The 25,816-nt window shown below is 46.6% G+C and carries 23 protein-coding genes and 1 riboswitch; of the genes, 19 read left to right on the top strand and 4 right to left on the bottom strand.

The features are described from left to right. The first annotated feature begins 13 nt into the window (after positions 1-13). The 6 genes from AOU00_RS07825 to AOU00_RS07800 all read left to right on the top strand — a co-directional run bounded on the left by AOU00_RS07825 (position 14) and on the right by AOU00_RS07800 (position 8,664). Complete coding sequence (locus AOU00_RS07825; protein ID WP_061829854.1) at positions 14-1,165, top strand: transglutaminase domain-containing protein; 1,152 nt, start codon at positions 14-16, stop codon at positions 1,163-1,165. Between the two features lie 20 nt (positions 1,166-1,185). Further along, entirely contained in the window at positions 1,186-3,270 is a 2,085-nt protein-coding gene (locus AOU00_RS07820; RefSeq protein WP_061829853.1) for a peptidoglycan D,D-transpeptidase FtsI family protein, read from the top strand. 179 nt (positions 3,271-3,449) lie between these two features. Beyond that, positions 3,450-5,528 (top strand): peptidoglycan D,D-transpeptidase FtsI family protein, encoded by a 2,079-nt coding sequence (locus AOU00_RS07815; protein ID WP_061829852.1) that lies wholly within the window; start codon positions 3,450-3,452, stop codon positions 5,526-5,528. Positions 5,529-5,610: 82 nt separating this feature from the next. Then, entirely contained in the window at positions 5,611-6,360 is a 750-nt protein-coding gene (locus tag AOU00_RS07810) for a Cof-type HAD-IIB family hydrolase (RefSeq protein ID WP_061829851.1), read from the top strand. Positions 6,361-6,411: 51 nt separating this feature from the next. Next, complete coding sequence (locus tag AOU00_RS07805; RefSeq protein WP_061829850.1) at positions 6,412-6,891, top strand: DUF456 domain-containing protein; 480 nt, start codon at positions 6,412-6,414, stop codon at positions 6,889-6,891. A 138-nt stretch (positions 6,892-7,029) separates the two neighbouring features. Next, entirely contained in the window at positions 7,030-8,664 is a 1,635-nt protein-coding gene (locus AOU00_RS07800; protein WP_069290340.1) for a putative polysaccharide biosynthesis protein, read from the top strand. A gap of 16 nt (positions 8,665-8,680) precedes the next feature. On the opposite strand, the gene AOU00_RS07795 is transcribed toward AOU00_RS07800, so the two are convergent. After that, the gene (locus AOU00_RS07795; protein WP_061829848.1) at positions 8,681-9,970 is read right to left on the bottom strand and encodes a DUF2515 family protein; all 1,290 of its coding nucleotides are present in this window, start codon (positions 9,968-9,970) and stop codon (positions 8,681-8,683) included. A gap of 236 nt (positions 9,971-10,206) precedes the next feature. Here AOU00_RS07795 and AOU00_RS07790 point away from each other — a divergent pair, with 236 nt between their 5' ends. The 8 genes from AOU00_RS07790 (at position 10,207) to AOU00_RS07755 (ending at position 18,288) form a co-directional block, all read left to right on the top strand. Beyond that, positions 10,207-10,551 carry a thioredoxin family protein gene (locus AOU00_RS07790; protein ID WP_025723593.1) on the top strand — a complete coding sequence of 115 codons (345 nt, stop codon included), beginning with the start codon at positions 10,207-10,209 and terminating at the stop codon, positions 10,549-10,551. Between the two features lie 279 nt (positions 10,552-10,830). After that, positions 10,831-11,700, top strand: coding sequence for a COX15/CtaA family protein (locus tag AOU00_RS07785; protein WP_237166381.1), 870 nt, complete (start codon positions 10,831-10,833; stop codon positions 11,698-11,700). A gap of 129 nt (positions 11,701-11,829) precedes the next feature. Beyond that, positions 11,830-13,596, top strand: coding sequence for a UbiD family decarboxylase (locus tag AOU00_RS07780; protein WP_069290338.1), 1,767 nt, complete (start codon positions 11,830-11,832; stop codon positions 13,594-13,596). 51 nt (positions 13,597-13,647) lie between these two features. After that, a complete protein-coding gene (locus AOU00_RS07775; RefSeq protein WP_069290337.1) occupies positions 13,648-14,373 on the top strand; it encodes a Cthe_2314 family HEPN domain-containing protein in 726 nt (241 codons plus the stop codon). A 125-nt stretch (positions 14,374-14,498) separates the two neighbouring features. Beyond that, a riboswitch (SAM riboswitch) is annotated at positions 14,499-14,638 on the top strand. A 136-nt stretch (positions 14,639-14,774) separates the two neighbouring features. Beyond that, entirely contained in the window at positions 14,775-15,797 is a 1,023-nt protein-coding gene (locus AOU00_RS07770) for a methionine ABC transporter ATP-binding protein (protein ID WP_069290336.1), read from the top strand. Beyond that, complete coding sequence (locus AOU00_RS07765) at positions 15,794-16,462, top strand: methionine ABC transporter permease (RefSeq protein WP_013311839.1); 669 nt, start codon at positions 15,794-15,796, stop codon at positions 16,460-16,462. Before AOU00_RS07770 ends, AOU00_RS07765 begins: the two co-directional genes overlap by 4 nt. Before the next feature lie 74 nt (positions 16,463-16,536). Beyond that, a complete protein-coding gene (locus AOU00_RS07760; protein ID WP_061829843.1) occupies positions 16,537-17,379 on the top strand; it encodes a MetQ/NlpA family ABC transporter substrate-binding protein in 843 nt (280 codons plus the stop codon). A gap of 144 nt (positions 17,380-17,523) precedes the next feature. Further along, positions 17,524-18,288, top strand: a complete 765-nt coding sequence (locus AOU00_RS07755; protein ID WP_069290335.1) for an SDR family oxidoreductase — start codon at positions 17,524-17,526, stop codon at positions 18,286-18,288. A gap of 92 nt (positions 18,289-18,380) precedes the next feature. On the opposite strand, the gene AOU00_RS07750 is transcribed toward AOU00_RS07755, so the two are convergent. Next, positions 18,381-18,626 carry a NifU family protein gene (locus AOU00_RS07750; protein WP_013311836.1) on the bottom strand — a complete coding sequence of 82 codons (246 nt, stop codon included), beginning with the start codon at positions 18,624-18,626 and terminating at the stop codon, positions 18,381-18,383. 87 nt (positions 18,627-18,713) lie between these two features. On the opposite strand from AOU00_RS07750, the gene AOU00_RS07745 reads away from it, so the two are divergent. After that, positions 18,714-18,971, top strand: a complete 258-nt coding sequence (locus tag AOU00_RS07745) for a YuzB family protein (protein WP_023990179.1) — start codon at positions 18,714-18,716, stop codon at positions 18,969-18,971. A gap of 111 nt (positions 18,972-19,082) precedes the next feature. Here the strand turns inward: AOU00_RS07745 and AOU00_RS07740 are convergent, their stop codons facing one another. Continuing rightward, positions 19,083-20,150: an NAD(P)/FAD-dependent oxidoreductase gene (locus AOU00_RS07740; RefSeq protein WP_069290334.1), complete on the bottom strand. Its 1,068-nt coding sequence runs from the start codon at positions 20,148-20,150 to the stop codon at positions 19,083-19,085. Positions 20,151-20,354: 204 nt separating this feature from the next. After that, on the bottom strand, positions 20,355-21,461 hold the full coding sequence (gene mqnE / locus AOU00_RS07735) for an aminofutalosine synthase MqnE (RefSeq protein ID WP_023990177.1): 1,107 nt from the start codon (positions 21,459-21,461) through the stop codon (positions 20,355-20,357). Positions 21,462-21,833: 372 nt separating this feature from the next. On the opposite strand from mqnE, the gene AOU00_RS07725 reads away from it, so the two are divergent. The 4 genes from AOU00_RS07725 to AOU00_RS07705 all read left to right on the top strand — a co-directional run bounded on the left by AOU00_RS07725 (position 21,834) and on the right by AOU00_RS07705 (position 25,800). Then, entirely contained in the window at positions 21,834-22,193 is a 360-nt protein-coding gene (locus tag AOU00_RS07725) for a HesB/IscA family protein (protein WP_013311832.1), read from the top strand. Between the two features lie 612 nt (positions 22,194-22,805). Further along, positions 22,806-23,171, top strand: a complete 366-nt coding sequence (locus AOU00_RS07715) for a hypothetical protein (protein WP_069290333.1) — start codon at positions 22,806-22,808, stop codon at positions 23,169-23,171. A 193-nt stretch (positions 23,172-23,364) separates the two neighbouring features. Further along, positions 23,365-24,939: a sigma-70 family RNA polymerase sigma factor gene (locus tag AOU00_RS07710; protein ID WP_069290332.1), complete on the top strand. Its 1,575-nt coding sequence runs from the start codon at positions 23,365-23,367 to the stop codon at positions 24,937-24,939. A 417-nt stretch (positions 24,940-25,356) separates the two neighbouring features. Then, positions 25,357-25,800 carry a ferritin-like domain-containing protein gene (locus AOU00_RS07705; protein WP_061829907.1) on the top strand — a complete coding sequence of 148 codons (444 nt, stop codon included), beginning with the start codon at positions 25,357-25,359 and terminating at the stop codon, positions 25,798-25,800. The last annotated feature ends 16 nt before the right edge of the window (positions 25,801-25,816 follow it).

The raw sequence follows: 25,816 nt of genomic DNA, 5'->3' as shown, positions 1-25,816 counted from the left end.
CAGGAGGAACACAATGAAACCATCCTGGCTGGAGCCTATTCTTCATTGGAATGGCGTGACGGTGTTTTTGATTGTCATTGTACTGCTGTCGTTGATTCAGGGCTGGAGACGAGGAGCTTCCAGATCTGTAGGGGCGCTGTTCAGTCTTATTGTAGATGGCATACTGACTGTGGCGGGTATTTTGTGCTCGCTCGGATTAGCCATGTGGCTTTCACCGAAGGTACAACAATGGCTGGCGGCTTACATGGAACATTTGCCTCAGCGAGAACTAAGTGGGATTGAGCAATTTTATTATACGTTGGTGGCGGGGTTAGAGGGGTTTCCGTTGCTGCGGTTCGCCGTATTGTTCATGCTCAGTTATGCGATCGCCCAATTTGTACTACGTGCAATTTATGTGTTGATGGTAGGTGGCAAGTCAGATTCTTCTTTCCATGAGCATGAAAAAAAATCAGGCTTTTTCAGCAGGGTGGCAGGGGCTGGAATAGGTACTCTTATTGGTGGAGCACGCGCTATCATGGTTATAGCCCTGCTATTCATCGGCGTAAGTCTGTACCCAGACAGCGGGTTTAGCAGCTACGTCCAAGCTTCACCGATTTATAAGCAGGGAGCGCAATCGGTCATTGAGCCGTTATCCGGTACACTGATTAAGGATAAATTGCCCGTATTTACGCAGGCTGTTACCAAGGAACTGAATGGCATCATGCAGCGCAAATATGAAATAATCGACCGGGACATTCCAAGCGATATCGTTCAGGCAGCGGCCAAGATTACAGAAGGGGCTAGCGGTGACGAGCAAAAAGCTAGAGCGTTGTATGAATGGGTAGGCACCCGTATTAGCTATGATTACAGTAAGGTGGAAGCCTATGAGCAACGTGGTGACTGGCATGAACAGACTCCTAGAGATACGTTTGATACACGTAAAGGAGTGTGCATTGATTATGCCCGCCTGTATGCGATGATGGCTCGGTCGCAGGGACTACAGGTCAAGGTGGTGACAGGGCTTGGATATAACGGACAGGGAGGCTACGGTTCCCATGCATGGAATGAAGTGTATTTGAGCGCGCAGGATCAGTGGGTACCGCTAGACCCAACCTGGGCGCAAAGTGGGGACTGGTTTAATCCGCCTGGTTTTGCCCAAACACATATCAAGGATAAAGTGATTTAATAAGGAGTGGAAAAGGGCACATGAGAAAGATAGACAACGAGCAGGGAAAAGACAACGAGACGTCTGATCGAAAAAGATTCAGCTTTCGGATCAATCTGTTCTTTTTCAGCTCGTTCATTATATTTACGGTCATTATTGTAAGACTGGCGATACTTCAATTTGTAGATGGACCTCAGCTTAAGCAGCAGGAGGCCAGTAATGTTACCAAAAATGTACCGCTTACGCCGATTCGCGGAACAATTTATGATTCTACCGGGCAGAATAGACTGGCGTATTCTACACCTGTACAATCGCTGTATATCACACTCTCCAAGAACTATAGTGACAGCGTGGAGGAAAAGCGTAATCCAGATAAAAAGCTGTTGCCTGAGCTGGAAAACATGACACAAAAGCTGGCAAATCGATTTGCCCAATATGGTAATAAAGATGAGCCGAAAATGACGGCAGAACAAATTATGGACGCTATGGATCGGAACTATCAGCGATTTAGCGGTTTTACGCCGCGTCTGATTAAAACGAATCTTAATAAAGATGAAGTTGCCTATTTTATGCAGCATAAAAGTGAGTTTCCAGGCTTAGATGTCGTAGAGGAAACGGTACGTCATTATGATCCAGATACGGTAGCTGTTCAAACGGTTGGCTACATTAAAAGCTATAAAAGTGCGCGTGAAACGTTGACTAAATATAAGAATATTCAAAAATCTATGTCAGCTGAAAATGATCCGGGCCTCATTTATATGGATAACGAATCGGTTGGCTTTGATGGACTGGAATTCCAATATCAGGAACAATTACGGGGGAAAAATGGCTATAAAACCGTTCCGATAGATCCGCGTAATATGCCGGAAGGTGTAGATTCTGTTACTCCTCCGCAAAAAGGAAATAATGTCTATTCTACGATTAACAAAGAAATTCAGGTGAAGACTGAAGAAGCCATTATGGATCAATTGAGATGGCTCCATTCACACGCTGTATCTGGCAAGACACATCCTTATGCCAAAACAGGCTTCGCTGTGGCTATGGAAGTGGACACAGGAAATGTGGTAGCGATGGCCAGTATGCCAGATTATGATGCAAATTACTGGCAGACTGGAAATATATCCAGTGATAATTACAAAAAAATACAAAATGTATACTTGAATGGTACTATTCGTTCGTTCGGATCGGGCCAATCGGGTCAACATCCAGAGTCAGTTGTTCTTCTGGGCTCCACAATTAAACCCCTTTCTGTGTTGATAGGTCTGGAGGAAAATCTATTCAGTACCTCATCCTACTATCAGGATACAGGAGCGGCTTATTTTGGGCGTAACAATTCGTCACGAGTTCGAAACTCTTCCGGTCATGTGTACGGGGGGTTAGACCCGGCTTCTGCCATTCGGCATTCCTCCAATGCATTTATGGTCGATATGGTGGGCAAAAGATTGTACAACAAGTACATTAATAATGCCAAGGAAGATCAAGGTGTGAATGTATGGGACCGCTACATGAAGGAATTTGGGCTAGGGGTGTCTACGGGTGTAGATTTACCTACGGAATATCCTGGTTTGAGAGAGTATGGACCTAAAAGTAAGGAATCGGCCTTGTCCAAATTAGCGTATGCTTCTTTTGGACAGCAGGGTAAGTATACAACGCTCCAGCTTGCACAATATACCACTGTACTGGCTACCAAGGGCAAACGGATGGAGCCGCATTTGGTCAGTCAGATTAAAGATACTAACGGCAATGTAGTTCAAACGATTAAGCCGAAGGTGCTGAATGAAGTGAAATTCCCGGATGCATACTGGAATGAGGTCATACGCGGAATGGCAACAGACGTCAGCGCATTTAATGGTTTCCCTTACGACTATGCTCGTAAAACGGGGACATCGCAGCAAAGCGTAGGCGGTAAACTGAAGGATAACGGGGTATTTATTGCCTTTGCGCCACGTCAGAATCCCAAACTTGCAGTAGCGGTTGTTATTCCTGAAGGGGGCTTTGGGGCCTGGAGTGCTGGACCTGTAGCACGCAAAATCTTTGATGCTTACGACGAAGTGTACGGTCTGGACGGTGTTCCAAAGAAAAAGGATGAAACAGCAACCGATCCTAATGCAATCAAACAGCCATAATCCTTTTATACGATGTCATTTCATGAAAGCTTCCCTTAGCCTTTGGGCTGAGGGAAGCTTTTTTTATTTTTTTTCTACGTTTTCTTACAAAATTGTCATCTTAGAATTCATCGTTTATTGTTTTAGATATGGTAGGATCAGGGAATATGAAACCTATTGGAAGGAGTAATGCAGCTAATATGGACAGAAGAAGTTTGGATAAAAAGTTTTCATTCAAAAAGAAAAATCATGAAGAGGATGAAGAGTCACGAAAAAAACGGACGGTTTTACGAACCAACCTACTGTTTTTTAGTGCTTTTGTGCTGTTTGCCCTGATCATTACCAGACTAGCTGTATTGCAGTTTGTACAATCGGAGGAGCTGAAGGGCCAGCAGCAATCCGTAAATACGAAAAATGTCCCGTTAGCCCCGAGTCGCGGCACGATTTATGATTCTACAGGTACGGTTAAGCTGGCGTATTCGACTTCAGTACAGTCCTTGTATGTAACTTTATCTAAGGATTATAGCAAGCGTACGGAGAAAGATCGCAAGCCGGGGGAAAAGCTGCTCCCTGAGCTCAATGCTTTTGCTGCCAAGCTTGCTGCCAAATTAAACGAACTGGGTCGTAACGAAGGAGAGCAGCTTAATGCAGAGGAAATAAAAAAGCGACTGGACCCGGACTATAATCAATATAGGGGATTTACCCCACGTTTGGTCAAATCCGACCTGAGTCGTGAGGAAATCGCTTATTTTCTGGAGCATCGGATAGAGTTCCCTGGTGTAGAGGTTGTAGAAGAAAGTGTACGCCATTATGACCCGGATCGGGTGGCGGTACAAACGATTGGATATATGTACAAGTTCAAAGGAGCTCGAACGAACCGACCCAAATATAAAGAGCTCTATGAAGCTAATTCGGAGGTCCTAAGACCGACACAGGTTTATTCGGAAAGTGAAACGGTCGGATATGATGGCCTGGAGCTGCAATACCAGGACGAGTTGAGAGGAAAAAACGGATATAAAACGGTAGAGGTCAATCCTCGCAGCATGCCGGAGGGCATTGAATCCATTACTCCTCCTGAAAAAGGACATCATTTATATTCCACCCTCAACAAGGAAATTCAGCAGAAAACCGAACAGGCCATTATGGATCAGCTTCGCTGGCTTCATACTCATGCCGTATCGGGGAAGCTTCATCAAGACGCTACCACTGGCTTCGCTGTAGCGATGGAGGTAGAGACCGGAAATATCGTGGCAATGGCCAGTATGCCGGATTATGACTCTAATGTATGGAAAAGTGGAAGTACCTCGCCTTCGGTATATGATGAAATTCAGCATAAAATGGGAAATGGAACAATTAAATCCGTGCCTAGCGGAAAAGCGGGTCCACATCCAGAATCTTCGGTGCTTCTGGGTTCAACCATTAAACCGCTAACCGTGCTGATCGGGTTGAAGGAAAACCTGTTTTCTCCCGGACAAACTTATCTGGATACGGGAAGTGCGTACTACGGCAAAAATCGCTCCAGCCGGGTTGGGAATTCTAGCGGACATGTGTATGGTTCTTTGACACCTAGCAGGGCAATTGAGGTCTCGTCGAATACGTTTATGGTAGATATGATCGGCAAGCCAATGTATGACAAATACGGAAGTAATGCAGGGGTGCATCAGGGAATTGACGTATGGGACAAGTATATGAAGGAATTTGGATTAGGCGTACCGACAGAAGTAGATCTGCCGGGTGAATGGGCGGGGAGACTTGAGTATACGAGCAAGCATGAAAGTGCGCTGACACGATTGGTGCAGGCATCCTTTGGTCAGCAGGGAAAATATACAGCCATGCAGTTAGCCCAGTATACAACTGTGCTGGCAACAAAGGGCAAACGTATGCAGCCTCATTTGGTCAGCAAAATTGTAGATGATCAGGGGAATCTTGTACGTGAGTTTAAGCCGCAGGTGCTGAATGAGGTCGCCTTTTCAGATACGTACTGGAATACAGTGATTCGGGGTATGGCTACGGATGTTAAAGCCTTTAACGGATTTCCTTATGATTATGCCCGCAAAACGGGAACTTCTCAGCAGGTGGTGGGGCGTACGGTTAAAGATAATGGGGTGTTCATCGCTTTTGCTCCGCGTCAAAATCCGAAGCTGGCGGTAGCGGTCATCATTCCTGAAGGGGGCTTTGGTGCGACGAGCGCGGGGCCAGTTGCACGTAAAATATTTGATGCGTATGACGAAGTATACGGGCTAGATGGTACTCCTAAAAAGCCTCTGGCAGCGAAATAAGGACTTGAATTCTTTTGTGGGCATCTCTTTTTCATGGTAAAATGTCGTTGGACATAAGGGACATACAGGAGGAAGAGAGACTATGGGAGAAAACCAATATAAATACAAACTGCTTGCGCTCGACATGGACGGAACTTTACTGAATGATAATCATGAAATTTCCTTGGAAACGATTAACTGGATTAACAAGGCGATTCAGGAAGGGATTCATGTATGCTTGTCTACTGGACGTGCAGCGATGCATGCTCTGCCTTACGGTCAGCAACTCGGCCTGGAGACGCCAATGGTAACTGTAAACGGCAGTGAGGTGTGGAAATCACCCCACGAGTTGTGGCGCCGTTATTTACTTGATAAGGAGCTCGTTCGTAAGATGCACCAGATTGCCGTAGAAACAGGCTCTTGGTTCTGGGCTTACTCAACGGAGGAATTATATAACAGAGATCGTTGGCCGGATACATTGGACACACAGGAATGGCTCAAATTCGGTTATAATACGGAAAATGACGAAATTCGCCACCAAATTTTACTTAAGCTTCAGGACATGGGGGGACTTGAAATTTCCAATTCCTCGATGACAAATTTGGAAATTAACCCAGCTGGTATATCCAAAGCCAGTGGAATCGCTGAAGTGTGCGACCTGCTTGGCATTACTCTTGAGCAGGTGGTTGCCGTTGGCGACAGTCTGAATGACCTGGCTGTGATTCAAGCGGTTGGGCTGGGCGTAGCAATGGGGAATGCTCAGGATACGGTTAAAGAAGCCGCTGATGTGGTCGTGGCTTCGAACAATGACGACGGCATTGTAGAAGTGATTCGTGATTATGTGCTTGTGTAATAAAACGAATGATGCAGCTAGCAGGATGAATGGACGAGAAGGAGGAGGCCCATGGACGTTGTAGGCTGGATTGTTGTTATTGTGCTGTTCATTGTGGGCATGGCCGGGGCGGTATATCCCGTATTGCCGGGGGCGCTCGCCATCTATTTTGCATTTTTTGTATACGGCTGGTTTTTCTCGTTTGCTCCATACAATGCATTGTTTTGGATTATACAAACACTAATCGTCGTTGCCCTTTTTGTTGCGGATTATGCTGTGAATGCGTGGGGAGTCAAGCGATTTGGCGGCTCGCGTCTGTCAGCAATCCTCAGCACTGTCGGGATTATTATTGGCCCCTTCGTTATTCCGGCATTTGGTCTGATTTTGGGACCATTTATCGGCGCCGTACTGGGTGAGCTGATTGGCAAAGCCCCGCTGGATCGAGCTATAAAAGTGGGCTTTGGCTCTGTATTAGGTCTTTTTACCAGCACCGTGATGAAAGTGATTTTGCAGCTTGCCATGATTATTGTATTCTTGATTTGGGTGTTATGACCCGAGATTCGTTTTCGTTTATTATGATTTGCAGAGACAGAATCGACATGCGGCTCCGCACCGGTGATGGCTCAGGCCATGATTGTTTGTGCGGGGCTTTTGCATGCGTGTGAACAGCAAGAAAGAAGGGAACGCATCTTGTCCAATAAAGAAACATTCCTTAAAGGTACGCTTATTTTAGCCGCTGCCGCCTTGGTGGCCAGAGTGCTTGGTCTGGTACAGCGTGTTCCATTGGAGCATCTGCTCGGTTCCGTAGGGAACGCCTCGTTTACCATTGCGAACAACGCTTATTTGATGCTGCTCACAGTGGCTACGGCCGGTATTCCAAGCACATTGAGCAAAATGGTTTCAGAACGTTATGCACTGGATCGGCCTTCGGAAGCACGACGTGTGTATCGTGCGGCTTTGATATTCGCGGTAGCGGCAGGCATTATCATTACAGCGCTACTGTATTTTGGAGCACCTTACTTTGCCGAGCATGTAGCAGGGGTTCCACAATCCGCTTTGGCCATTCAGGCTTTGGCACCAGCATTACTGCTGTTCCCTGCCATTGCCATGATGCGTGGATACTTCCAAGGGCGCGGTAATATGACCGCAGGCGGTATTTCACAAATTGTGGAGCAGGTTGCACGGGTAGCGACTGCTATTGTACTCGCTTTTATTATTTTGAAGCTGGGTTATGGAGATCGCGAGGTTGCGGCCGGGGCCTCCTTCGGAGGTGTCATGGGAAGTCTTGGCGCTCTAGCGGTCATGTTATACTACACGGTGAAATTGCGCCGCCAGGATCGACAGGATCGCCAAGATCAATTCCAAGAGGAAAGATCCGCGCTACCGATGATGCGCATTTACAAAGATATTTTCAAGCTTTCCATTCCCATTGTATTGTCCTCTCTGACAGTTCCGGCGGTCAACTTTATTGATACGTCGATTGTGGTGAGACTGCTATCTGGTCAAGTGGGATTGGATCAGGCGACTACTCAGTTGGGTTATCTAGGCTCTCGGGCACAGAGTGTGGCGGGAATTCCGCCGATTTTGGCCATTGCGCTCAGCCAATCGCTTATTCCGATCATTTCAGCAGCATTTGCCCGTAAGGATGAGCAGCATTTACAAAATCAGATGACGCTGGCCCTGCGTATCTCTATTTTGACTGGAATGCCAATTGTGCTAGCTTTATGTGTAACCGCCTATTCTATTAATGGTTTACTGTTTAGCTCGCTTGGAGGCAGCGGTATTATCGCTGTTCTGACACTCGGAACGATATTCCAGATTACGATGATGACTTCTAATTCGATATTGATCGGTATGGGCAAGCCACGTATTTCAATGGTTAATGTCATGGTCGGTATCGTCGTCAAGTTTGCAGCGAGCTGGCTGCTGGCTGGTTGGCTTGGGATTTACGGGATCATTGCCGCAACCGGATTATGTTTCCTCGTGATCACGTTGCTGAATTTACGTGTGCTTAAAGGGATCGTCTCCTTTTCCATCATGGGCCGTCGCTGGGCAGGGTTCTTAACCGCAGTCGTCGTCTCGGGAGCTATCGGATACGGTGTAAATGAAGCCTGTATTCTACTGGTGCATTTGATGCCTGCGCGTGTGGCCTTCTTGATCGCGTGCTGCATTGCAGGGGCAGCTGTACTGGTATGCTACTTGCTGTTGCTGGTTGTACTGCGCGTATTGCGCAGGGACGAGCTGGGCAACTACCCACGTATGTTGCAAAAGGTACTGCGTCCGTTAATGCGTCTACAGCGTGAGTCTACAGGACAACAAGGCTAAAGAGTCCTCCAGTCTATCAGTGGAAAGGTTGCAAGCTGTTATGGGCAACGTGGGCCATTGCTGTTTTTTGGATGCCGTGGCGATGCTCATGGCGCATGGCAAATAACAGCGGTCGCCTTGGTTCGCTGAGATGTCCAAGTGTGGAGCCGTCCTGAAACCAGTCATAACGGGGGATTGGATCATAAGCTGTATCGGACCAGACGGCGTTCAGCTCCGGGCTGTACAGACGTTGTCCTGGCGGTAGCCATTCATGTGCTAAAAGCGTTGCACTTTCATCTGGAGAGTGCAGCGCTTTTTGTTCATTCGGGGTGAACAATCCGGGCCAATAGTCGCTGCGTGAACCCGTATGCGGCACACTGTTAGCGAATGCTGATACCTGGTCCAGCACCTGCTGATGGCCGAAGAGCATAGCATAGAGACTTTTGCCAAAGCCGATCCGCTCGTCCAAATGGCCGAAACGCTCCATCACTAGTCCAGCAAGTCCACCGTTCAGCCCAAGTGGAAATATAACCTGATTAAGTTGGAGCCAGTCATGCAAATAAAAGCCCGGCTTGTGTGTCACAAATTTTTGAAAATACGGATCTTTTATCACACGTCCTTCAATATAGTTTTGTTCATTAATGATGAGCGCCACAGTCAACAGAGAGCTATCCCGCCAAGCCCAAAAACGTTCCCAAAAGGGCTTCATGAATGGCGAAATGTGAAAATAAGGCAACAAATGAAAGCAACTCCGACCCAAATGACGGCTGTGCATGTAAAGTTGCAACTGCGGGTAAGCATCTTGAAAAATAAGGGCATTACAGCGCTCCAGTAGCCGATACAGCCATTCCTTTTCCTGTTCGCCAAACAGGTTGCCAATCAGTCCCCCTTTCAGATCGGTCATATTATAGCCGCCATTACGAGAAACCAGGTGGGCCAGTAATGCCCAGTGTAACTCCGGGTAGCCACGATAGCATTCAAGGTAAGCGGCCGTGCGGGTGACGTTGCTGCGATTCTCCTGTGCTGTATCATTTTTGATCCGCTCCAGCAGCTCACAGTCTGTTTCGCATAAGGGCATATTCAGAGAAGAGGGACGCGTAGCGGGTCCGTTCACCAGCATTAACGCTTCAGCTTCATTCATAGCGGCCTGTGCTGTATGATAATCCCACGCTAGTTGACGCAAGGGGTAGCGTAATTTGCGGGATTCGGTCCAAGCCGCCCGTTTGCCCTCCCAAGCTTCCTCTGCAACACGGGGAACGGAACCCAGTAGCTTTAGCCCTCCTTGAAGCTGTCGAGATGCTGTATGGAGCCATTCGGTAAGAGACATGACTAAATAACCTCCTTTCCAATTGCAAGCATCCCCGTATCCTGCCAAGTATGTTGGGTATGCTGTTAGGATGTCGTCGCTTATGTGGATTCTTAAGTATATCTTTAGTATGCCTCAATGAGAGGGCTTCCAATCGGCATGTGAGCAGAATGGGGGAGTGTGCAAAAGCTTCACTTGGCGTTACAATAGAAAGTGCAATCTTTTCAGCATAAAAAGAATTTAAGGAGGAATCATCCATGCAAAAAATCGTCTCTCATGAAGACTTTAATAAGGCAATATCTACTCCCGGCGTAACGGTGGCTGTATTTAAGGCGGACTGGTGTGGGGATTGTCATTTCATTGATCCGTTCATGCCTGATGTGGAACAACAATATGCAGATAAGCTTACATTAATTGAGATTGATGTAGAACAGGCCGAAAGCGTCAGTCAAGAGCAGAATGTATTGGGTATTCCTAGCTTTATCGCTTACAGTGAAGGCAGAGAACTGGTACGTCTGGTGAACAGACTGCGCAAATCCCGCGAGGAGATTGAGCAATTTTTGGATCGGGCTGTTGAAGTCCATGCGAGCTTGGCAAAATAATGAATGCTGTACATGCATGCATGAAGGTTCCAAAGTGAATTTTAAACATCAAGACATTCAGAAAGCCGCTTCCTTCTAAGGGGGCGGCTTTCTCACGGACACGTTCACATTTTGTCAACAAAGCTCGTATGTCAAGGAACGATATATCAGTTATAATTACTTTAAGTGATCATTTCACAACATATAAAGTGAATAAATATTATATTTGGAAGGATACGGGTGAATTTGAATAACAAAATTAGAATATTAAAATGGCTGGCACTCGTAACATGTATTGTCATGTTTTTGGCTACCTTCGGTGGAGGTGTCGTGACACGGACGGATTCAGGTCTTGGCTGTGGCCGGGAATTCCCGCTTTGCAATGGCAAGCTGGTTCCGGCACATACGATCGCATCCCTTATTGAGTTCTCTCATCGTTCCGTTAGTGCCATGGCCGGGATTCTTTCTATCGCCTCATTTGTTGGCTTTTTGCTGTTTATGAAGCATCGGAAGGATTTACAGCTATTCTCGCTGCTCACGCTCTTGTTTGTCATCATACAAGGTGCCATGGGGGCGTTGGCTGTCATTTTCTCCCAATCGGCTGCTGTCATGGGACTGCATTTTGGCTTTGCGCTTATCGCCTTTGCCAGTGCAACTATGATGACGCTGGGGGCCTGGCAGGAGCACGCGGACTCACGCCACACTCCGCGTCTGATTCCTGGGCGTGTCAGTCGGGGCTATCGCAACTTTATATGGCTATCGACGATCTATACCTATATTGCTGTCTATTCAGGGGCGTTGCTTAGTCACTCGGTCATCCAGAAGGTTGTAAATATTGGGGGCTTCATATCTCCACTGCTGCTTCATCAGATTTCAGCCGGTCTGCTGTTCGTCATTATCTTGGCTGTGGGTCACTACTCATACCGTTATCACCCGAATCACCGAGATATCCGTATATTGGGTGTCGTGTCGGTCTTGTTAATTTTGCTTCAAGTGGTGATTGGAATTATCTTGTTGTACGTCAACAGACCTGAAATCTACATGTTTATCGTGCTGGGACATATGCTGGTGATTGCATCGTTGTTCTCCGTTTTGGCTTATCTGAGCTATCGTGTATGGCAATTGTCACCGGACCGCAAGCTTGTTCCGACCCAAGCACAACGTACCTAAGCATTTCATAGATCATAGTGAAGCGGATTTTTGCCCAAGAGGCGTTTAAACACGTATAATAGCATATAAGAAACAAACCAGGCCCACGAGTTTCTCGAGGGCTTGATTTGCTTAGGAGGAGTCGTCCAGTTGATCTACCAGAATTTGCGCCAATTTATTGAAGCGCTGCGTAAAGAAAATCATCTTAAAATTATAGAGGCACCTGTCGATCCTTACTTGGAGCTGGCTGAGATTCATCGAAGAGTCATTGAGGAAGAAGGGCCGGCACTGCTGTTCACGAATGTAAAAGGAACCCCGTTTCCTGTAGCCAGTAATCTGTTTGGCACGAATCGCCGTGTAGACATGGCTTTTGGCCCGCGACCAGAGCAACTGATGGATGCAATTGTCGGAGCCACCAAAACATTGTTTCCACCTACACCCAAAGCATTGTGGAATGAACGTGGCCTGATTAAGGACATGCTAAAAGTAGGGCTAAAAACAGTATCTCACAGCGAGGCCCCTGTATTGGGAGTTCGCCGTACAGAGGCTCCGTTAGCGCCACTGCCTAAAGTGACCAGTTGGCATGAAGATGGAGGGCCGTTTATTACGCTTCCACTTGTGTATACCGAGAAGCCAGGTCAGCCCAAGGATCATAATCTGGGGATGTACCGCATTCAGATTTATGATGATCAGACGACGGGCATTCACTGGCAAATTCATAAAGGCGGCGGTTTCCATTATCATGAAGCGGAGCTGCGTAATGAGCCATTGCCTACGACGATTATCATTGGTGGCCCGCCTGCCCTGATTGCGTCTGCCATTGCTCCAGCACCGGAAAACTTGCCTGAGCTGCTGCTGGCTTCGCTTATTATGGGAGGCAAGCTGCCCATGACAGAAGATCCGCTTGGGGGTCACCGGATTCCAGCAGAAGCAGAATTTGCAATCAGCGGTTATGTGCCGCCTCATGAACGCCGTCCGGAAGGCCCGTTTGGTGATCATTTTGGATATTATTCATTACAGCATGATTTCCCTGTATTTCATGTCAAACATATGCATCACCGCAAGGATGCCATTTATCCGGCAACCATTGTAGGTAAGCCTCGGCAAGAAGACTACTATCTCGGTGAGTTTTTGCAACGTCTGCTGTCGCCTGCATATCCGCTTGTGATGCCTTCCGTCAAGTCCCTGTGGGCGTATGCGGAAACGGGCGTACATGCGCTGGCAGCGGCAGTCGTACGTGAAAGCTACTCCCGTGAAGCGCTTGTATCCGGTTTTACTATTTTGGGTCAAGGTCAATTATCGTTGACCAAGTTCCTGATGCTGACGGATCGAGTAATTGATTTATCTGACTTTAACCTGCTGCTGGAAACCATTCTGGAGCGATTTAATCCAGCAACGGATTTATTTATTTTCAATCACACGTCACACGATACACTCGATTACACAGGCCGCAAGCTGAATCATGGTAGTAAGGCGATCCTGATGGGGATAGGTGAGCCTGTACGTGAATTGCCTCGTGCTTATGAGGGAGGCGATCTGCCGGGAATTCGTGAAATTAAGCCCTATTGCGGAGGATGCCTCGTCGTATCGGGTGCGTCTTTTGAGCAGGAGCCTGAGCTGGCGGCACGTGTTTTGGAGCGATTAGCTGCAGGTGAGCAAGAGTGGCCGCTCGTCTTCATTGTGGACGATGCCAAAGAAGTCGTTCGCTCTCAAGCCTCGTTCCTGTGGACGGTATTCACACGCTTTAACCCGGCTACGGATATGTACGCGGACAGCGAAGTGCGTTTGCATCATCTGAACTATAAGCTGCCAATTGTAGTGGATGCGCGTATGAAGCCGGGGTATCCGGATGAGGTGTTACCGCGTGAGGATATTGTTAAGCTTGTAGATCAACGATGGACGAGTTATTTCGCTTGACGCCCTAATGAAACCTACAGCCGGATTTTACATTTATAAGGAGGCGTAAGCATGATACGCAAGCTACTGGGTGAGCCGCCACGTGTGAACAAGGGAATCTTGCTGGATGCCATGAATAGCATGTCAGATATGTTGAACCTGCTGGAGCGGCAAATTCAGGCTGGTGGAGATCCGACCCACGATTTTCGGAAGGCGGATATTTTGACACGCGGTCTAATGTCATCTCTGGATGAACTGGAGCAGAGCCATCATGCTGCCGCCTTTTTCCGTATGAAAGTGAAAGCCGGATATGCTGAAGATATGAGCGAGGATGAAAAATCCGACTATGCATTGTATGTTTTCTTTTATAAAGATGGGTTTGTGAGGGTATTCTCCATTTTAGATAAGCTGGGTAACTGGCTGAATGATCTGTATGATTTAAAAACAGGGCAGTATAAGGCGCATTATTCGTATTTTACCGTGTTGCGGCAGCTCAAGTATCTCAAAATGCATCCTGTATTGACCGATAATTTAATTGATATCAAGGACACATACAACGATGCCATCAATCGGCTGCGTAAGCGTCGAAATACGGAGATACACTATATGAATACGGAAATGCAGGATGATCTCTGGCAACGACACCGAGCTTTGTATGGAAAAATCCAACTGGAGGACCTCGATCACCATTTGGAAGATTTGCAGCAGGGCTTGGAAATGGTGTGTCGGTCGCTGTCAAACGCCTTTACTTATACTGCGAAACAATGGGAGAACCGGGCAGTACGCCCAAAAATATGATAGAAAATATCCTTTGACAAAGCTATGTAAACTATCTATACTGAAACCTAGTTTCAGAAAAATGCTTGAATTATATTTTTTTATATAAACTTAACGGACAGCTAAAGCTGGAGTTTAACATATTTTTCTTATCCAGAGAGGTGGAGGGACTGGCCCGATGAAGCCCGGCAACCCGTTCTTTCCCGGTGTAATACACTGGGAGGGAACATGATGGTGCTAATTCCTACAAAACCGCTAGAGTTATAGCGATTTTGGCAGATGAGAAAAGGTTCGCAAGGTGGGGCCCTTTTCATTCTGTGAAAGGGGCTCTTTTTTGTATAAATAAATAGCGATTTTATACAATCCTGAGAGATGACAACTGGTTAAAAGGGTAAGGAAGAAGTGAAGGGGGTCGCACCACGTTGATAGAGCTTAAGCAGTTAACCAAGCATTATGGCAAAGGCAACCGACGCGTTAATGCGCTGTCTGGGTTGAATCTTTCTATAAAGCGTGGAGAAATATTCGGAGTGATTGGTCACTCCGGGGCGGGGAAAAGTACATTGATCCGCTGTATTAATTTATTGGAACGCCCTACTTCAGGTGAAGTATGGGTAGACGGGGTAAACCTCACCACTGTGAGTCAATCCCAGTTACAGAAGCAACGTCGAAAAATCGGAATGATTTTTCAGCATTTTAATTTGTTGTCTTCGGCGACGGTGTATGACAATATTGCATTTCCATTGCGGCTGGTAAACACGCCCAAGCAGAAGCTGGACAAGAAGGTTCGTGAACTGCTGGAATTGGTGGGTCTCGAAGAACACAGTGGAAAATATCCGTCACAGCTCTCAGGTGGACAGAAGCAACGGGTAGGAATTGCACGGGCGCTGGCTAGTGATCCTCATGTATTGCTGTGTGACGAAGCGACTTCTGCGCTTGATCCGCAGACGACGGGGTCTATCCTGAAATTGCTGCTGGATATTAATCAGCGCTTTAATTTAACCATCGTGCTGATTACACATGAAATGCATGTCATTCAAAGCATTTGTGATCGAGTTGGTGTCATTCATCAGGGCGACATCGTGGAGCAAGGTCCGGTGGCGGAAGTATTTTTGAAACCACAGCACCAGGTAACCAAGGACTTTATCCAACGGGAGTCAGAACATCCCGAGGAGTTGCAAGCAGCGATTGCGGCAGCAGGTGGCGGCGAGTCGGCGCAGGTGGTACGTATCTCCTTCTTGGGCAGTAAAACATATGATGCGATTCTGTCGCGTACGGCTCGAAGTACTGGTGTTGATTTTGCGATCTTGCAGGGAACCATATCTACCATTAAAAATGTACCCTATGGACAGCTAATCGTTCGTTTTGAAGGAAATCATGAGGATATAGAGCATACGTTGCGCGAAGTGTCTGGGCAAGGACTTGATGTGGAGGTGATTGGACAATGAGCGAACTTGATTTTTCACAAGTGAGTTGGGAAGAGCTAGGGAATTCTACGCTGGAAACCCTTCAGATGCTTGGGGCATCCGCATTGTTCACCCTCGTTATTGGTTTGCCGCTCGGTATATTATTGTTTCTGGCGAGTCGCTCCTCGTTAACTCTGATGAAGGTGATATACATTGTATTATCATTCATCGTTAACATTTTACGTTCCGTACCTTTTATCATTTTGATCGTTGCACTTATTCCTTTTACCCGATCACTGGTAGGTACCTCGACCGGGGTGCTGGGAACCATTCCGCCATTGGTTATCGGGGCTGCCCCATTCTTCGCACGTCTTGTCGAAACGTCTCTGCGTGAAGTGGACAAGGGCGTCATTGAAGCCGCACAAGCGATGGGTGCCTCGACAGGACAAATTATCCGGCGTGTGCTGTTACGTGAGGCACTTCCGGGTCTGCTCGCCGCATTAACCATTACCGTCGTTACACTCGTATCCTACACGGCAATGTCCGGGATGATCGGGGGCGGTGGACTAGGTACACTGGCTATCAACTACGGCTATTATCGTTATGAAACGGCTGTCATGATCGTTGCGGTCGTGCTGATGGTCGTATTGGTACAATTGCTGCAAATGGCGGGAGATCGCCTCGTGCGGCATTATACTCGAAAATAGGGAAAACATATAGATATCCTTATTGATCAGGACGTCTGCTCCTGAATATTACAAATTATTGGAGGGGTAATAACATGAAGAAATGGGTATTGGCTGTATTAAGCTTGACATTAATTGCGGTGCTGGCGGCTTGCGGTACAAAGAGCACAACATCGGATACAAACAATGCGAACGAAAATACAGGCGGATCACCACGTGAAGTGGAGCTGAAAGTTGGAGCTTCTCCTGTGCCACATGCGGAAATTTTGGAAGCAATCAAGCCTCAGTTGGAAAAAGAAGGGGTTCGCCTCCAAGTCGTTCAGTTTAACGACTATGTACAGCCGAACGTTCAATTGTTTGACAAGCAGCTGGATGCTAACTTCTTTCAACATGTACCTTACTTGGATGTGATGAACAAAGAGCGCAAAATGGATTTGGTTTCTGTGGGCGCGGTTCACCTGGAGCCTTTCGGCATCTACTCCCAAAAATATAAAAAGCTTGATGAACTCCCAGATGGCGCAACTGTAGCCATTCCGAACGATGCGACAAACGGAGGCCGTGCTTTGCTGTTGTTGGAGAAACAAGGTCTGATCAAGCTGAAAGACGCAAGCAACATCGAAGCTACGGTAAAAGATATTACTGAAAATAAGAAAAACCTGAAATTCAAGGAGCTGGAAGCGGCTATGCTGCCACGTCAGTTGCCTGAAGTAGACATTGCGTTGATTAACACGAACTACGCTTTGGAAGCGAAGCTGAACCCTACGAAGGATGCACTGGCACTGGAAGACAAGGATTCTCCTTATGCTAACGTTCTGGTAGCACGTCCTGATAATAAAGATTCCGAAGCGATTCAGAAGCTGCTTAAAGCTTTGCAATCTCCAGAAACTAAAAAATTCATTGAAGATAAATACCAAGGCGCAATTATCCCGGCATTTTAAGTAGGGAACGAGAACGCATTGCACGCAACCCCCAGATTCTCTTGAACAAGAGGACTGGGGGTTTCTTTTTGAATGGAGTTGTAGGGGAAGCTTAAATATTTTATACTTGGGGGTGACCGATCTCTGTGAACAGGAGGAAAATTGTTGAGAGATAAAGTCGCATTCATAACGGGCAGTGCCAAAGGTTTAGGTAAAACGACCGCTCTGCGTCTGGCGGATGAAGGCTGTAATATTGCGCTGAATTATGTGCATAGCCAAGCAGAAGCTGAAGCGCTTAAGCGGGGGATTGAGTCTAAGGGAGTACGCTGCTTGTCTTTACAAGGGGATATTTCTGTTCAGGAAGATATTAGGAGGCTGATTGGTGAAGTACAGGATCGGCTAGGCGGAGTCGATATTATGGTGAATAATGCCGGACCGTTCATCCGGGAACGCCGTCTGTTTGCGGATTACAGTGTGGCTGAGATTCATGCCATGATACAAGGGAATCTGGTCGGTACCATGTTGCTGGATCATTTGGTATTGCCTCACATGCGTAGCCAGCAATGGGGACGTATTATTCATTTTGGCTTTGGTCATGCTGGAGAAGCAAGGGCTTGGCCGCATCGCGCCGTATACGCAGCCGCTAAGGTGGGGCTGGTGTCTTTTACGAAGTCACTGGCTGTGGAGGAAGCTCCTAATGGCATTACGGTCAATATGATCTGTCCAGGGGATATTCGAGGAGCAAATAAGGAAATGTCAATTGCCGATGTCATCGGCATGCAGGATAAAGAGACACCGCGTGGACGTCCGGGGAGCGGAGAGGACATTGCGCGAGTGATCGCCTATTTGTGTGAGGAGCATTCGGATTTTATAACAGGTAATATTATGGATGTATCGGGAGGATTGGACCCCATTCGGCCAACCATATAAGCTTGAGTGATCCCTCAGACGCTGTAACACAAAAAAGAGTCTTGAGCTTCGTTACCGAAGTCAAGACTCTCATGATCATTATGCATCAAGCATTAGAATACTTGTACCACTTCTTGGACGCCGTCGACTTCTTCGAGAAGAGCACGTTCAATCCCTGCTTTCAGCGTGATCGTGGAACTTGGGCAACTGCCGCAAGCGCCTACCAGCTTCAGCTTAACGATGCCGTCTTCAACGTCAACCAGCTCAACGTCGCCACCATCGCGTTGCAGGAACGGACGGAGCTTATCCAGTACATCAGCTACTTCATCATACATTTGAACGCTTTGTGTTTCGCTCATTAGAATTCAACTCCTTTCCTATACCTTTATTATTATATTACAAAGCGGGCCAAATTAAAATGCCCGTCATCCAAAGCAGGTGAAAAAATGTTAAGACCTATTATTGAGTTTTGCACCAGTAATATGCATTGGGGTACCGATGAAATCATGTCCAAGCTGGAACAGAATCCAGATTATGATGTGATTGAATACGGCTGCCTAAGCAATTGCGGTCAGTGCAACGCCGAACCCTATGCGATGGTCAACGGCGAGATTGTATCCGCAGATTCAGCAGAGCTTCTGTACGAAGTGATTATGAACAAAATTAAGGAAGCTGAAGCATGGGATAACCTAGATTTGGATTGAAAGGCTCTGTTAGCCAGCTCCTTTTTGTAGAGAATATACATGATGCAAACACTCAAGAAACAAAGAAGACCTGCTCTGAGAGCGGGTCTTCTTTGTTTCTTGAGCATACGTTTATCCAAAATGGCGTTTGGACTTCCAGAGCACACCGCTTTTAAGCAGGCGTGGTACTCGTCCGCGCAATGAGGTACTGCCCATAAAGCCATAGCCGAACCCGGCCTTCTTGCCAAGTGCGCCTAATGTACCACGCAGCTTTAAAGGATGCGGATGAGGCGTTTGACCTTTCCACAGGTCGCGTACAATGTGTGCGATCTGCTCCCCTTGCACTTCTGCCGCTTGAGCGCTTGGAGAGTAGGGAAGGCTCGCACAGTCTCCGGCCACATACACCTCAGGATGGTCCGGTATTTGATAATATTCGTTGAGCACGATGCGGCCCTGAGGATCTTTAGGGACAGCTAAATCCTGCACAATTTTTACCGGCTGAATCCCGGCCGTCCATACGACTGCATCCGTTACAATTTGCTCGTCACGGTTATAAATAGCCCCCGGTTCAATACGGGAAACCGCAACATGATTCAGGGCATTAACCTGATGCTCCTTGAACCAAGCATGTACATAGGCAGACAAACGTTGCGGGAATGCCGACAGCACCCGCTCGCCCCGATCCATAATGGTAATATTCAAATCTGTACGGCTTTCACGTAACTCCGCAGCAATCTCAACACCGCTAAGACCGCCGCCTACAATATGGACATGTCCATATGGCTTGATTTCGTTCAAGCGCAGATAGGTTTGGCGGGTATGGTTAAACGACTGGATCGTACAGCTGTGTTCTTCAGCCCCCGGTGTATTGTGAAAGCGGTCGGTACAACCCAACGCAATGACAAGCTGGTCATAGGACAAGGGTTCACCGTCTTGAAAATGGACCATTTTATTCTCCAGATCCATCGAGGTGACCTCTCCATATTTGCGAATAAGACGTTGCTCATCTGGAAAATGCACCCGTAAATCAAAATCAGAAACCGTACCAGCCGCGAGGGCATAATACTCTGTTTTTAACCCCTGAAAGGGCATTCGATCCACTAAAATAACTTGAACATCGTCGGGAATGTGTTTATCCAGCAATTCTTTGGCAATGGTAAGGCCGCCATAGCCGCCCCCCAGAATAACGAAATTTTTCATCAAAATCCGCCTTCCTTTCGCTACCGTGTCCCCGGCAAATGGTCTGGTGTCTCGTTGATCTAACACAAGTTTTTGTTGTTATAAAACCCGAGAATCGGGCCTGCCTTTGGCAGGCAGACCAGCGTATTCCGAGGCAGCATGATGCTGCATGGTGTGAGTAATGGGGATGAAATGCTCGCGGGAAATCTGAATCCGATATTACATTTATTCGAAAACTTCGATTTCGTTATAGAAGGTGTCCCGTTCTACAGGTATGCGTCCGGCACCTTTGACCAGCCAGATCAGCTCTTTACGGGTCAATCCGGCAGGGGTCAACGCACCTGCGGCGTGGCTGATCTGCTCGCGCACAATCGTACCATGGACGTCTGATGCGCCAAAGGTGAGAGCGACCTGCGTCAATTGCGGGCCAATATTAATGAAGTAAGCTTTGACATGGTCGATATTGTCCAGCATCAGGCGGCTGATCGCAATGGTTTTAAGATCCTCGTAAGCGGAGTTCCGGCGCATGATGTTGGCGTTTTTGCTTTTCGGCTGCATGGACAGTGGAATAAATACCATAAATCCGTTCGTTTCGTCCTGCAATTCACGAATTTGCAGCATATGTTCAATACGATCCTGATACGATTCGACCGAACCGTACAGCATGGTCGTATGAGTTTTCATGCCGAGATTGTGGGCCGTGCGATGTACTTCGAGATAGCGGTCCACGTTGGCTTTCGTAACACGCATCTTCTTCCGATATTCGTCGGACAAGATTTCTGCGCCACCACCAGTCAGGGATTGAAGTCCAGCCTTTTGCAGCTCCTGAAGCACTTCTTTAATACTCAAGCCGCTTATGCGTGTGAAAAAGTCAATTTCCGCTGCTGTGTAAGCTTTCAGTGTAACGTGCGGATATTTTTCATTCAGAGCCTTCAATGAGTCTACATAGTATTGGAAAGGCACATGATTATTATGACCACCGACGATATGGAATTCTCTTACTCCCGGATGGATGTGTTGCTCTACATAATCAATCATTTCCTGCCCGGACAACGTATAAGAGCCGTCCTCCCCCTGATCCTTGCGGAAATTGCAGAACGCGCAGCGCGCTTCGCATACATTGGTGAAGTACAGGCTCATGTTTTCGATAAAATAAACCTTTTTTCCGTTCTTGCGTAAATTAGCTTCGTTAGCCAACTGACCCAGTGTGAGGATATCGTCAGTTTCATACAAATATATACCGTCTTCAAGGTTCAAACGAATACCGTTCTGTACCTTTTCTACAATTTCCGCCATTCTGCGGTCTGTAAAAGGTGTAACTAATGTGGACATGCCTATTCCTCCTTCAAGTTGCTCTGTGCGAGGCTGTCCGCCAAATCAGCGGCACAAGCGCTAAGTGCGCACAGGATGTCCCGTTCCGTCGGTAAGAATCCGGCAGCGCGGATATACGATATGTGAAAAATGTTACAATGCCAGGCTACAATGATGAATATCTCAAAATATCGCCTTTGAAATGACAAATTTCCGACAGTTTCTTTTACACACTCTTCACCTATTATAAACCTCACACCACCGGTGTTCAATACAAACGAATAGAAAAACAGGTCTTTAAGCCTGTAAGGGAAGGACATTCCATGACTTGAGCACCTGCAAATAGTGGAGTATACTGAAGGGGAACATGAAGTAAAAGAGGAGGATGGAGCTATGATTAACATCACCGATTCCGCTGCTGAGCGTTTGAAGGATATGCTGGAGCAGCAGGAAACGCCGAATATGTTTTTACGTCTGGGTGTTACGCCGGGCGGTTGCACCGGATTTTCGTATGCAATGGGCTTTGACGACAACGAGACGGATCAAGATATATATATGAACGTACAGGATATGAAGATTGTAGTGGAGAAGGAAAGCATCCGCTACCTGGACGGTCTGGAAATCGACTTTGAAGAGTCTGGAATGTCAGGCGGCTTCACGATTCATAATCCGAATGCTGTAGCTACATGCGGCTGCGGTTCAAGCTTCCGTACGGCTACGGATGCCGGAAAACCGAACGAAGAGCCTTGTTAAGATAGTTTAAAAGGGTACAATGAAAATGAATTGTCTACAAACCTTCATGATGGGGCGTTAACAATTCGAAAATGTAAATCAAGACCTCCAGAACGGTATAGTCACGTACTATATTCGTCCTGGAGGTCTTTTTAATGTGTAAAGATTACTTTACTTAAGATCATTATCACTACGTATGGATTGGACCAATTTACTCAGGGCATTAAAAAACGCAAATACAACTGTAAAAAGTAAGAGAACTACGGGTTTAATTTCAATCTCAGAAAAAACACTATATAAAACTAAAAATGCAAAAAAGAGTACTGAGCTATTTACGTTTTGTTTTGTGTAAATAGATTTTATAAAATCCATCGTATCACTCTCCATTTTAATTATAAGAATTCAAAACATATACTATGAGTACCTCATTAATATAATAGAAGTTAACTTGGTATATATACCATTTTGCGAATGTATTTAATGAACGACTTCTTATACATAAATTACAGTATTGCATACAAACCTTCAGGACTTGTCGAATAAAAAGTTTACATTATTTAAATTAGAGTTTTACTTCACTAAAATTTCAAGTATAGGAATTTACAATTGAATTCTGAGGGGGTGAAAGTATATATGAGCAATCCAGTTGGCTTAAAAAGAGTTACCATGACATATGGACCTGATGATGACCCTCATATGTATGAATTATTTGAGGGAGTTCTGTATGATCGTAGCTATTTCTTTTATCTTGAACATGGGATATTGTGCCTGCGGCATGTACGAAAGATAGATCAACCGGATCATCCATATCTTTATGTGGATGGGGAAAGTGGGGGTCTCCAACTAGCGAACAATGTACAGCGTGAGATTATGGAAGTCGTTACAGAACTGATCGAGCGTTTGCGTAGTAAGGATGGATTGGCGTTTTTACTGGATGAACTGCTATGGCTACATGGTCGAAGTCATATTGAACTTAACCTCGTAAAAAATAAAGGATGATATATTTCTGTTGAAAACCAACAGCCTGTAACTACATTATGCTTCTATTGAGAAGGAATCTGTTAATATGGTTGCTGTGTTCAGTGAAGCTCTTTATCAATCATTTCATTTTTCCATCAACATGATTTGTAACCTTCCCCCACTGAGCCGGCACTTAAGATTAAGAACACGAAAGAAAAGAGGCTAGGAACGTATGAGGGAGTGGGTTGAAAAGGCGCGGCAAGGGAACGCGGAAGCGTTCGGGCAGCTGATGCTGCATTTTCGCGGAATGGCATATGCCGTGTCCTATGACATGCTGAAGGATGTCCATCTCGCGGAAGATGCCGTGCAGGATGCGTTCATAGAGGCTTATCAGAATCTGGAGAAGCTGCAGAACCCGGCAGCTTTTCCAGGCTGGTTCAAGACCATTGTCGTAAGACAGTGTCAGCGGATGCTGCGGCGCAAGCATCATTCGGTGCTTCCTCTAGATGAAGCTGTGCAGGTATCGGGAGGAGTACCGGGTTTGGCAGAAATTGCAGAGCGTAGGGAGGAGAGCCAAGTTCTGCAGCAATCGGTGAAGGCACTATCTGCCAAGCTGCGCGTGCCTCTGCGGCTGTTTTATTTTTACGGTTACTCTCTGCAGGAAATTTCCGATTATCTGGGCACTCCGGTCCCGACGCTTAAGAAGCGGCTGCACGATGCCCGCCGAAAGTTGAAAGGTACACTCCCGGTAGCCGACCTCGTTTCCGTGTTCAATCATTTGTATGAGGGAGGGCAAAACATGCTACATATTGTTAACGGTGATGTTGTAGGTGACATGTTGAAGCAGGGTGTTGTACAAGGCGACGTGCTTGTATGGAGAGAGGTATATCCGGCAGGACCGATATTTACAAATCCAGCGGGAGCTGAAGAACGGGTACTGCGGGCCCGGGTCCTGGAGGAAACGATGGGTATTCCGGCCAGCGAATATACTACGGGGTGTGAGGAACAAGAGCAGAAACTTCGTGAGTTTATTAAGTATGATGAAGTCGTGTTGTGGTTTGAGCATGACCTGTTTGATCAGAGCATGCTCGCCTATCTGCTCCACTGGTTCAAGAGACAGAAACTGGGCCGCACGAAGCTGAGCCTGCTCTGTATTGGGGAGTTTCCGGGAATCGAACGGTTTCATGGTCTGGGACAGCTCACTCCGGCACAGCTTCAGACATTATCCGGGACCTGGCGAACTATTGAACGGCAAGAAATGGAGCTCGGAAGCGAGCTTTGGCAGGCGTACGCTTCTCCTGATCCTACTCAAATGGCTAATCTGCTGGAAGACAAGAAGGCAGAATTGGCAGCATCCGGCTTGCCATTTGCCTATGAAGCTTTCACAGCACATCTCAAGCGGTTGCCCTCGGAGTGGAATGGTCTTGGCATTGTGGAACAGACCACGCTTCAGGCCGTTCATAATGGAGTGAATACGCCATTGGAATTGTTTCGTCATGCAACTGACGTCCTGCATGTGCTTGGCATGGGTGATCTCGAATACTGGAAATTTATTCGTGCTTTGGCTCAAGGCGAACATCCTTTGCTGATCATTGACGGGGATAAGGCCGGCTTGGATTTCAGACAAATTCCGGATTTTCTGAACCGAAAGGTAATTCTGACAGAGTTGGGTAATGAGGTACTGAATGGATCAGTGGACCGCATTGCAGTTCAAGGGATCGACGAGTGGTTTGGGGGGCTGCATCTCCATGGACATGAGGTTTCTTGGCGATGGGATGATTTGGCTGGTGGATTGGTCCGACATTGAAGAAAGTATAGAAGCAGATTGTTTAAAGCGCGAAAGAGTTTTCCGTTTATGGAAAACTCTTTTTTATTTTTTAGTAGACCATATTAAGACAAGAAAACCAGCTAATGTTTGTCAAAGAGTCTCTCGTCTATTTCTCTATAGCTTATAGCTTGCGTACCCGTATCAACCTTGAAACAAGCAGTATGGACATTAATAGGTGCTTTTTATTATCTGGAAGCAATAGATGCAGCACTTTCAACTAGGACACAAATTGTAATTGATTTTTTAGTGAGTTCTTCCCCGGTGTTAGCTATCATCAGTATATTTTCCTAATGTTAGGAACCGACATGGGCAGATGCGCATATACTTTCTAAAAACTAACATCGGGAGGAGATAAACTTGTATCAAGTACCTTCTTACTGGGGAAATTCATACTATATGCGGGCCAATTTTGTACCTATCTGGAACACAGGATTTCCGAAAGCAGTACAAATGATAAAGGAAGCGGTACAAGGGGAGCGTAACGATGAGTTGTTCTACGATGAATTGATCAATTTGGCTCCCTCACAAGAGCAGGTGGCTATTATTGAAAGTATCCGTAACGATGAGCGCGGCCACAATAAAATGTTCAGAGAGATGTATCGGGCTTTGACAGGACAGGAAATTGCAGGCATCAGTAGTGAGGAATATGAGAGGGTGCAATCCTATACAGAAGGTCTACAGCGCGCCTTGATGGGAGAGTTGGGTGCGGTGGAACGGTACCGCAACATCTGGTTTGGTTTGCCTGCTGGCATCTATAAGGACACAGTGTACGGTATCATATTGGATGAGCTTAAGCACGCTGCCAAATACAATTATCTGATTACGTTGAATCTCAGGTAAGTATTGATCGAAAGTC

Origin of the sequence: Paenibacillus polymyxa, assembly GCF_001719045.1 — a bacterium.
Classification (GTDB): Bacteria; Bacillota; Bacilli; order Paenibacillales; family Paenibacillaceae; genus Paenibacillus; species Paenibacillus polymyxa_B.
The sequence above is the reverse complement of the archived record's forward strand: the minus strand, read 5'-3'. Positions and strand labels throughout refer to the sequence as shown.

Excerpts from the sequence above, each read along its gene's own strand:
- AOU00_RS07825 (WP_061829854.1), top strand. The coding sequence starts at position 14 with ATGAAACCATCCTGGCTGGAGCCTATTCTTCATTGGAATGGCGTGACG.
- AOU00_RS07820 (WP_061829853.1), top strand. The coding sequence starts at position 1,186 with ATGAGAAAGATAGACAACGAGCAGGGAAAAGACAACGAGACGTCTGAT.
- AOU00_RS07815 (WP_061829852.1), top strand. The coding sequence starts at position 3,450 with ATGGACAGAAGAAGTTTGGATAAAAAGTTTTCATTCAAAAAGAAAAAT.
- AOU00_RS07810 (WP_061829851.1), top strand. The coding sequence starts at position 5,611 with ATGGGAGAAAACCAATATAAATACAAACTGCTTGCGCTCGACATGGAC.
- AOU00_RS07805 (WP_061829850.1), top strand. The coding sequence starts at position 6,412 with ATGGACGTTGTAGGCTGGATTGTTGTTATTGTGCTGTTCATTGTGGGC.
- AOU00_RS07795 (WP_061829848.1), bottom strand. The coding sequence starts at position 9,970 with ATGTCTCTTACCGAATGGCTCCATACAGCATCTCGACAGCTTCAAGGA.
- AOU00_RS07790 (WP_025723593.1), top strand. The coding sequence starts at position 10,207 with ATGCAAAAAATCGTCTCTCATGAAGACTTTAATAAGGCAATATCTACT.
- AOU00_RS07785 (WP_237166381.1), top strand. The coding sequence starts at position 10,831 with ATGTTTTTGGCTACCTTCGGTGGAGGTGTCGTGACACGGACGGATTCA.
- AOU00_RS07775 (WP_069290337.1), top strand. The coding sequence starts at position 13,648 with ATGATACGCAAGCTACTGGGTGAGCCGCCACGTGTGAACAAGGGAATC.
- AOU00_RS07765 (WP_013311839.1), top strand. The coding sequence starts at position 15,794 with ATGAGCGAACTTGATTTTTCACAAGTGAGTTGGGAAGAGCTAGGGAAT.
- AOU00_RS07760 (WP_061829843.1), top strand. The coding sequence starts at position 16,537 with ATGAAGAAATGGGTATTGGCTGTATTAAGCTTGACATTAATTGCGGTG.
- AOU00_RS07750 (WP_013311836.1), bottom strand. The coding sequence starts at position 18,626 with ATGAGCGAAACACAAAGCGTTCAAATGTATGATGAAGTAGCTGATGTA.
- AOU00_RS07745 (WP_023990179.1), top strand. The coding sequence starts at position 18,714 with ATGTTAAGACCTATTATTGAGTTTTGCACCAGTAATATGCATTGGGGT.
- AOU00_RS07740 (WP_069290334.1), bottom strand. The coding sequence starts at position 20,150 with ATGAAAAATTTCGTTATTCTGGGGGGCGGCTATGGCGGCCTTACCATT.
- mqnE (WP_023990177.1), bottom strand. The coding sequence starts at position 21,461 with ATGTCCACATTAGTTACACCTTTTACAGACCGCAGAATGGCGGAAATT.
- AOU00_RS07725 (WP_013311832.1), top strand. The coding sequence starts at position 21,834 with ATGATTAACATCACCGATTCCGCTGCTGAGCGTTTGAAGGATATGCTG.
- AOU00_RS07715 (WP_069290333.1), top strand. The coding sequence starts at position 22,806 with ATGAGCAATCCAGTTGGCTTAAAAAGAGTTACCATGACATATGGACCT.
- AOU00_RS07710 (WP_069290332.1), top strand. The coding sequence starts at position 23,365 with ATGAGGGAGTGGGTTGAAAAGGCGCGGCAAGGGAACGCGGAAGCGTTC.
- AOU00_RS07705 (WP_061829907.1), top strand. The coding sequence starts at position 25,357 with ATGCGGGCCAATTTTGTACCTATCTGGAACACAGGATTTCCGAAAGCA.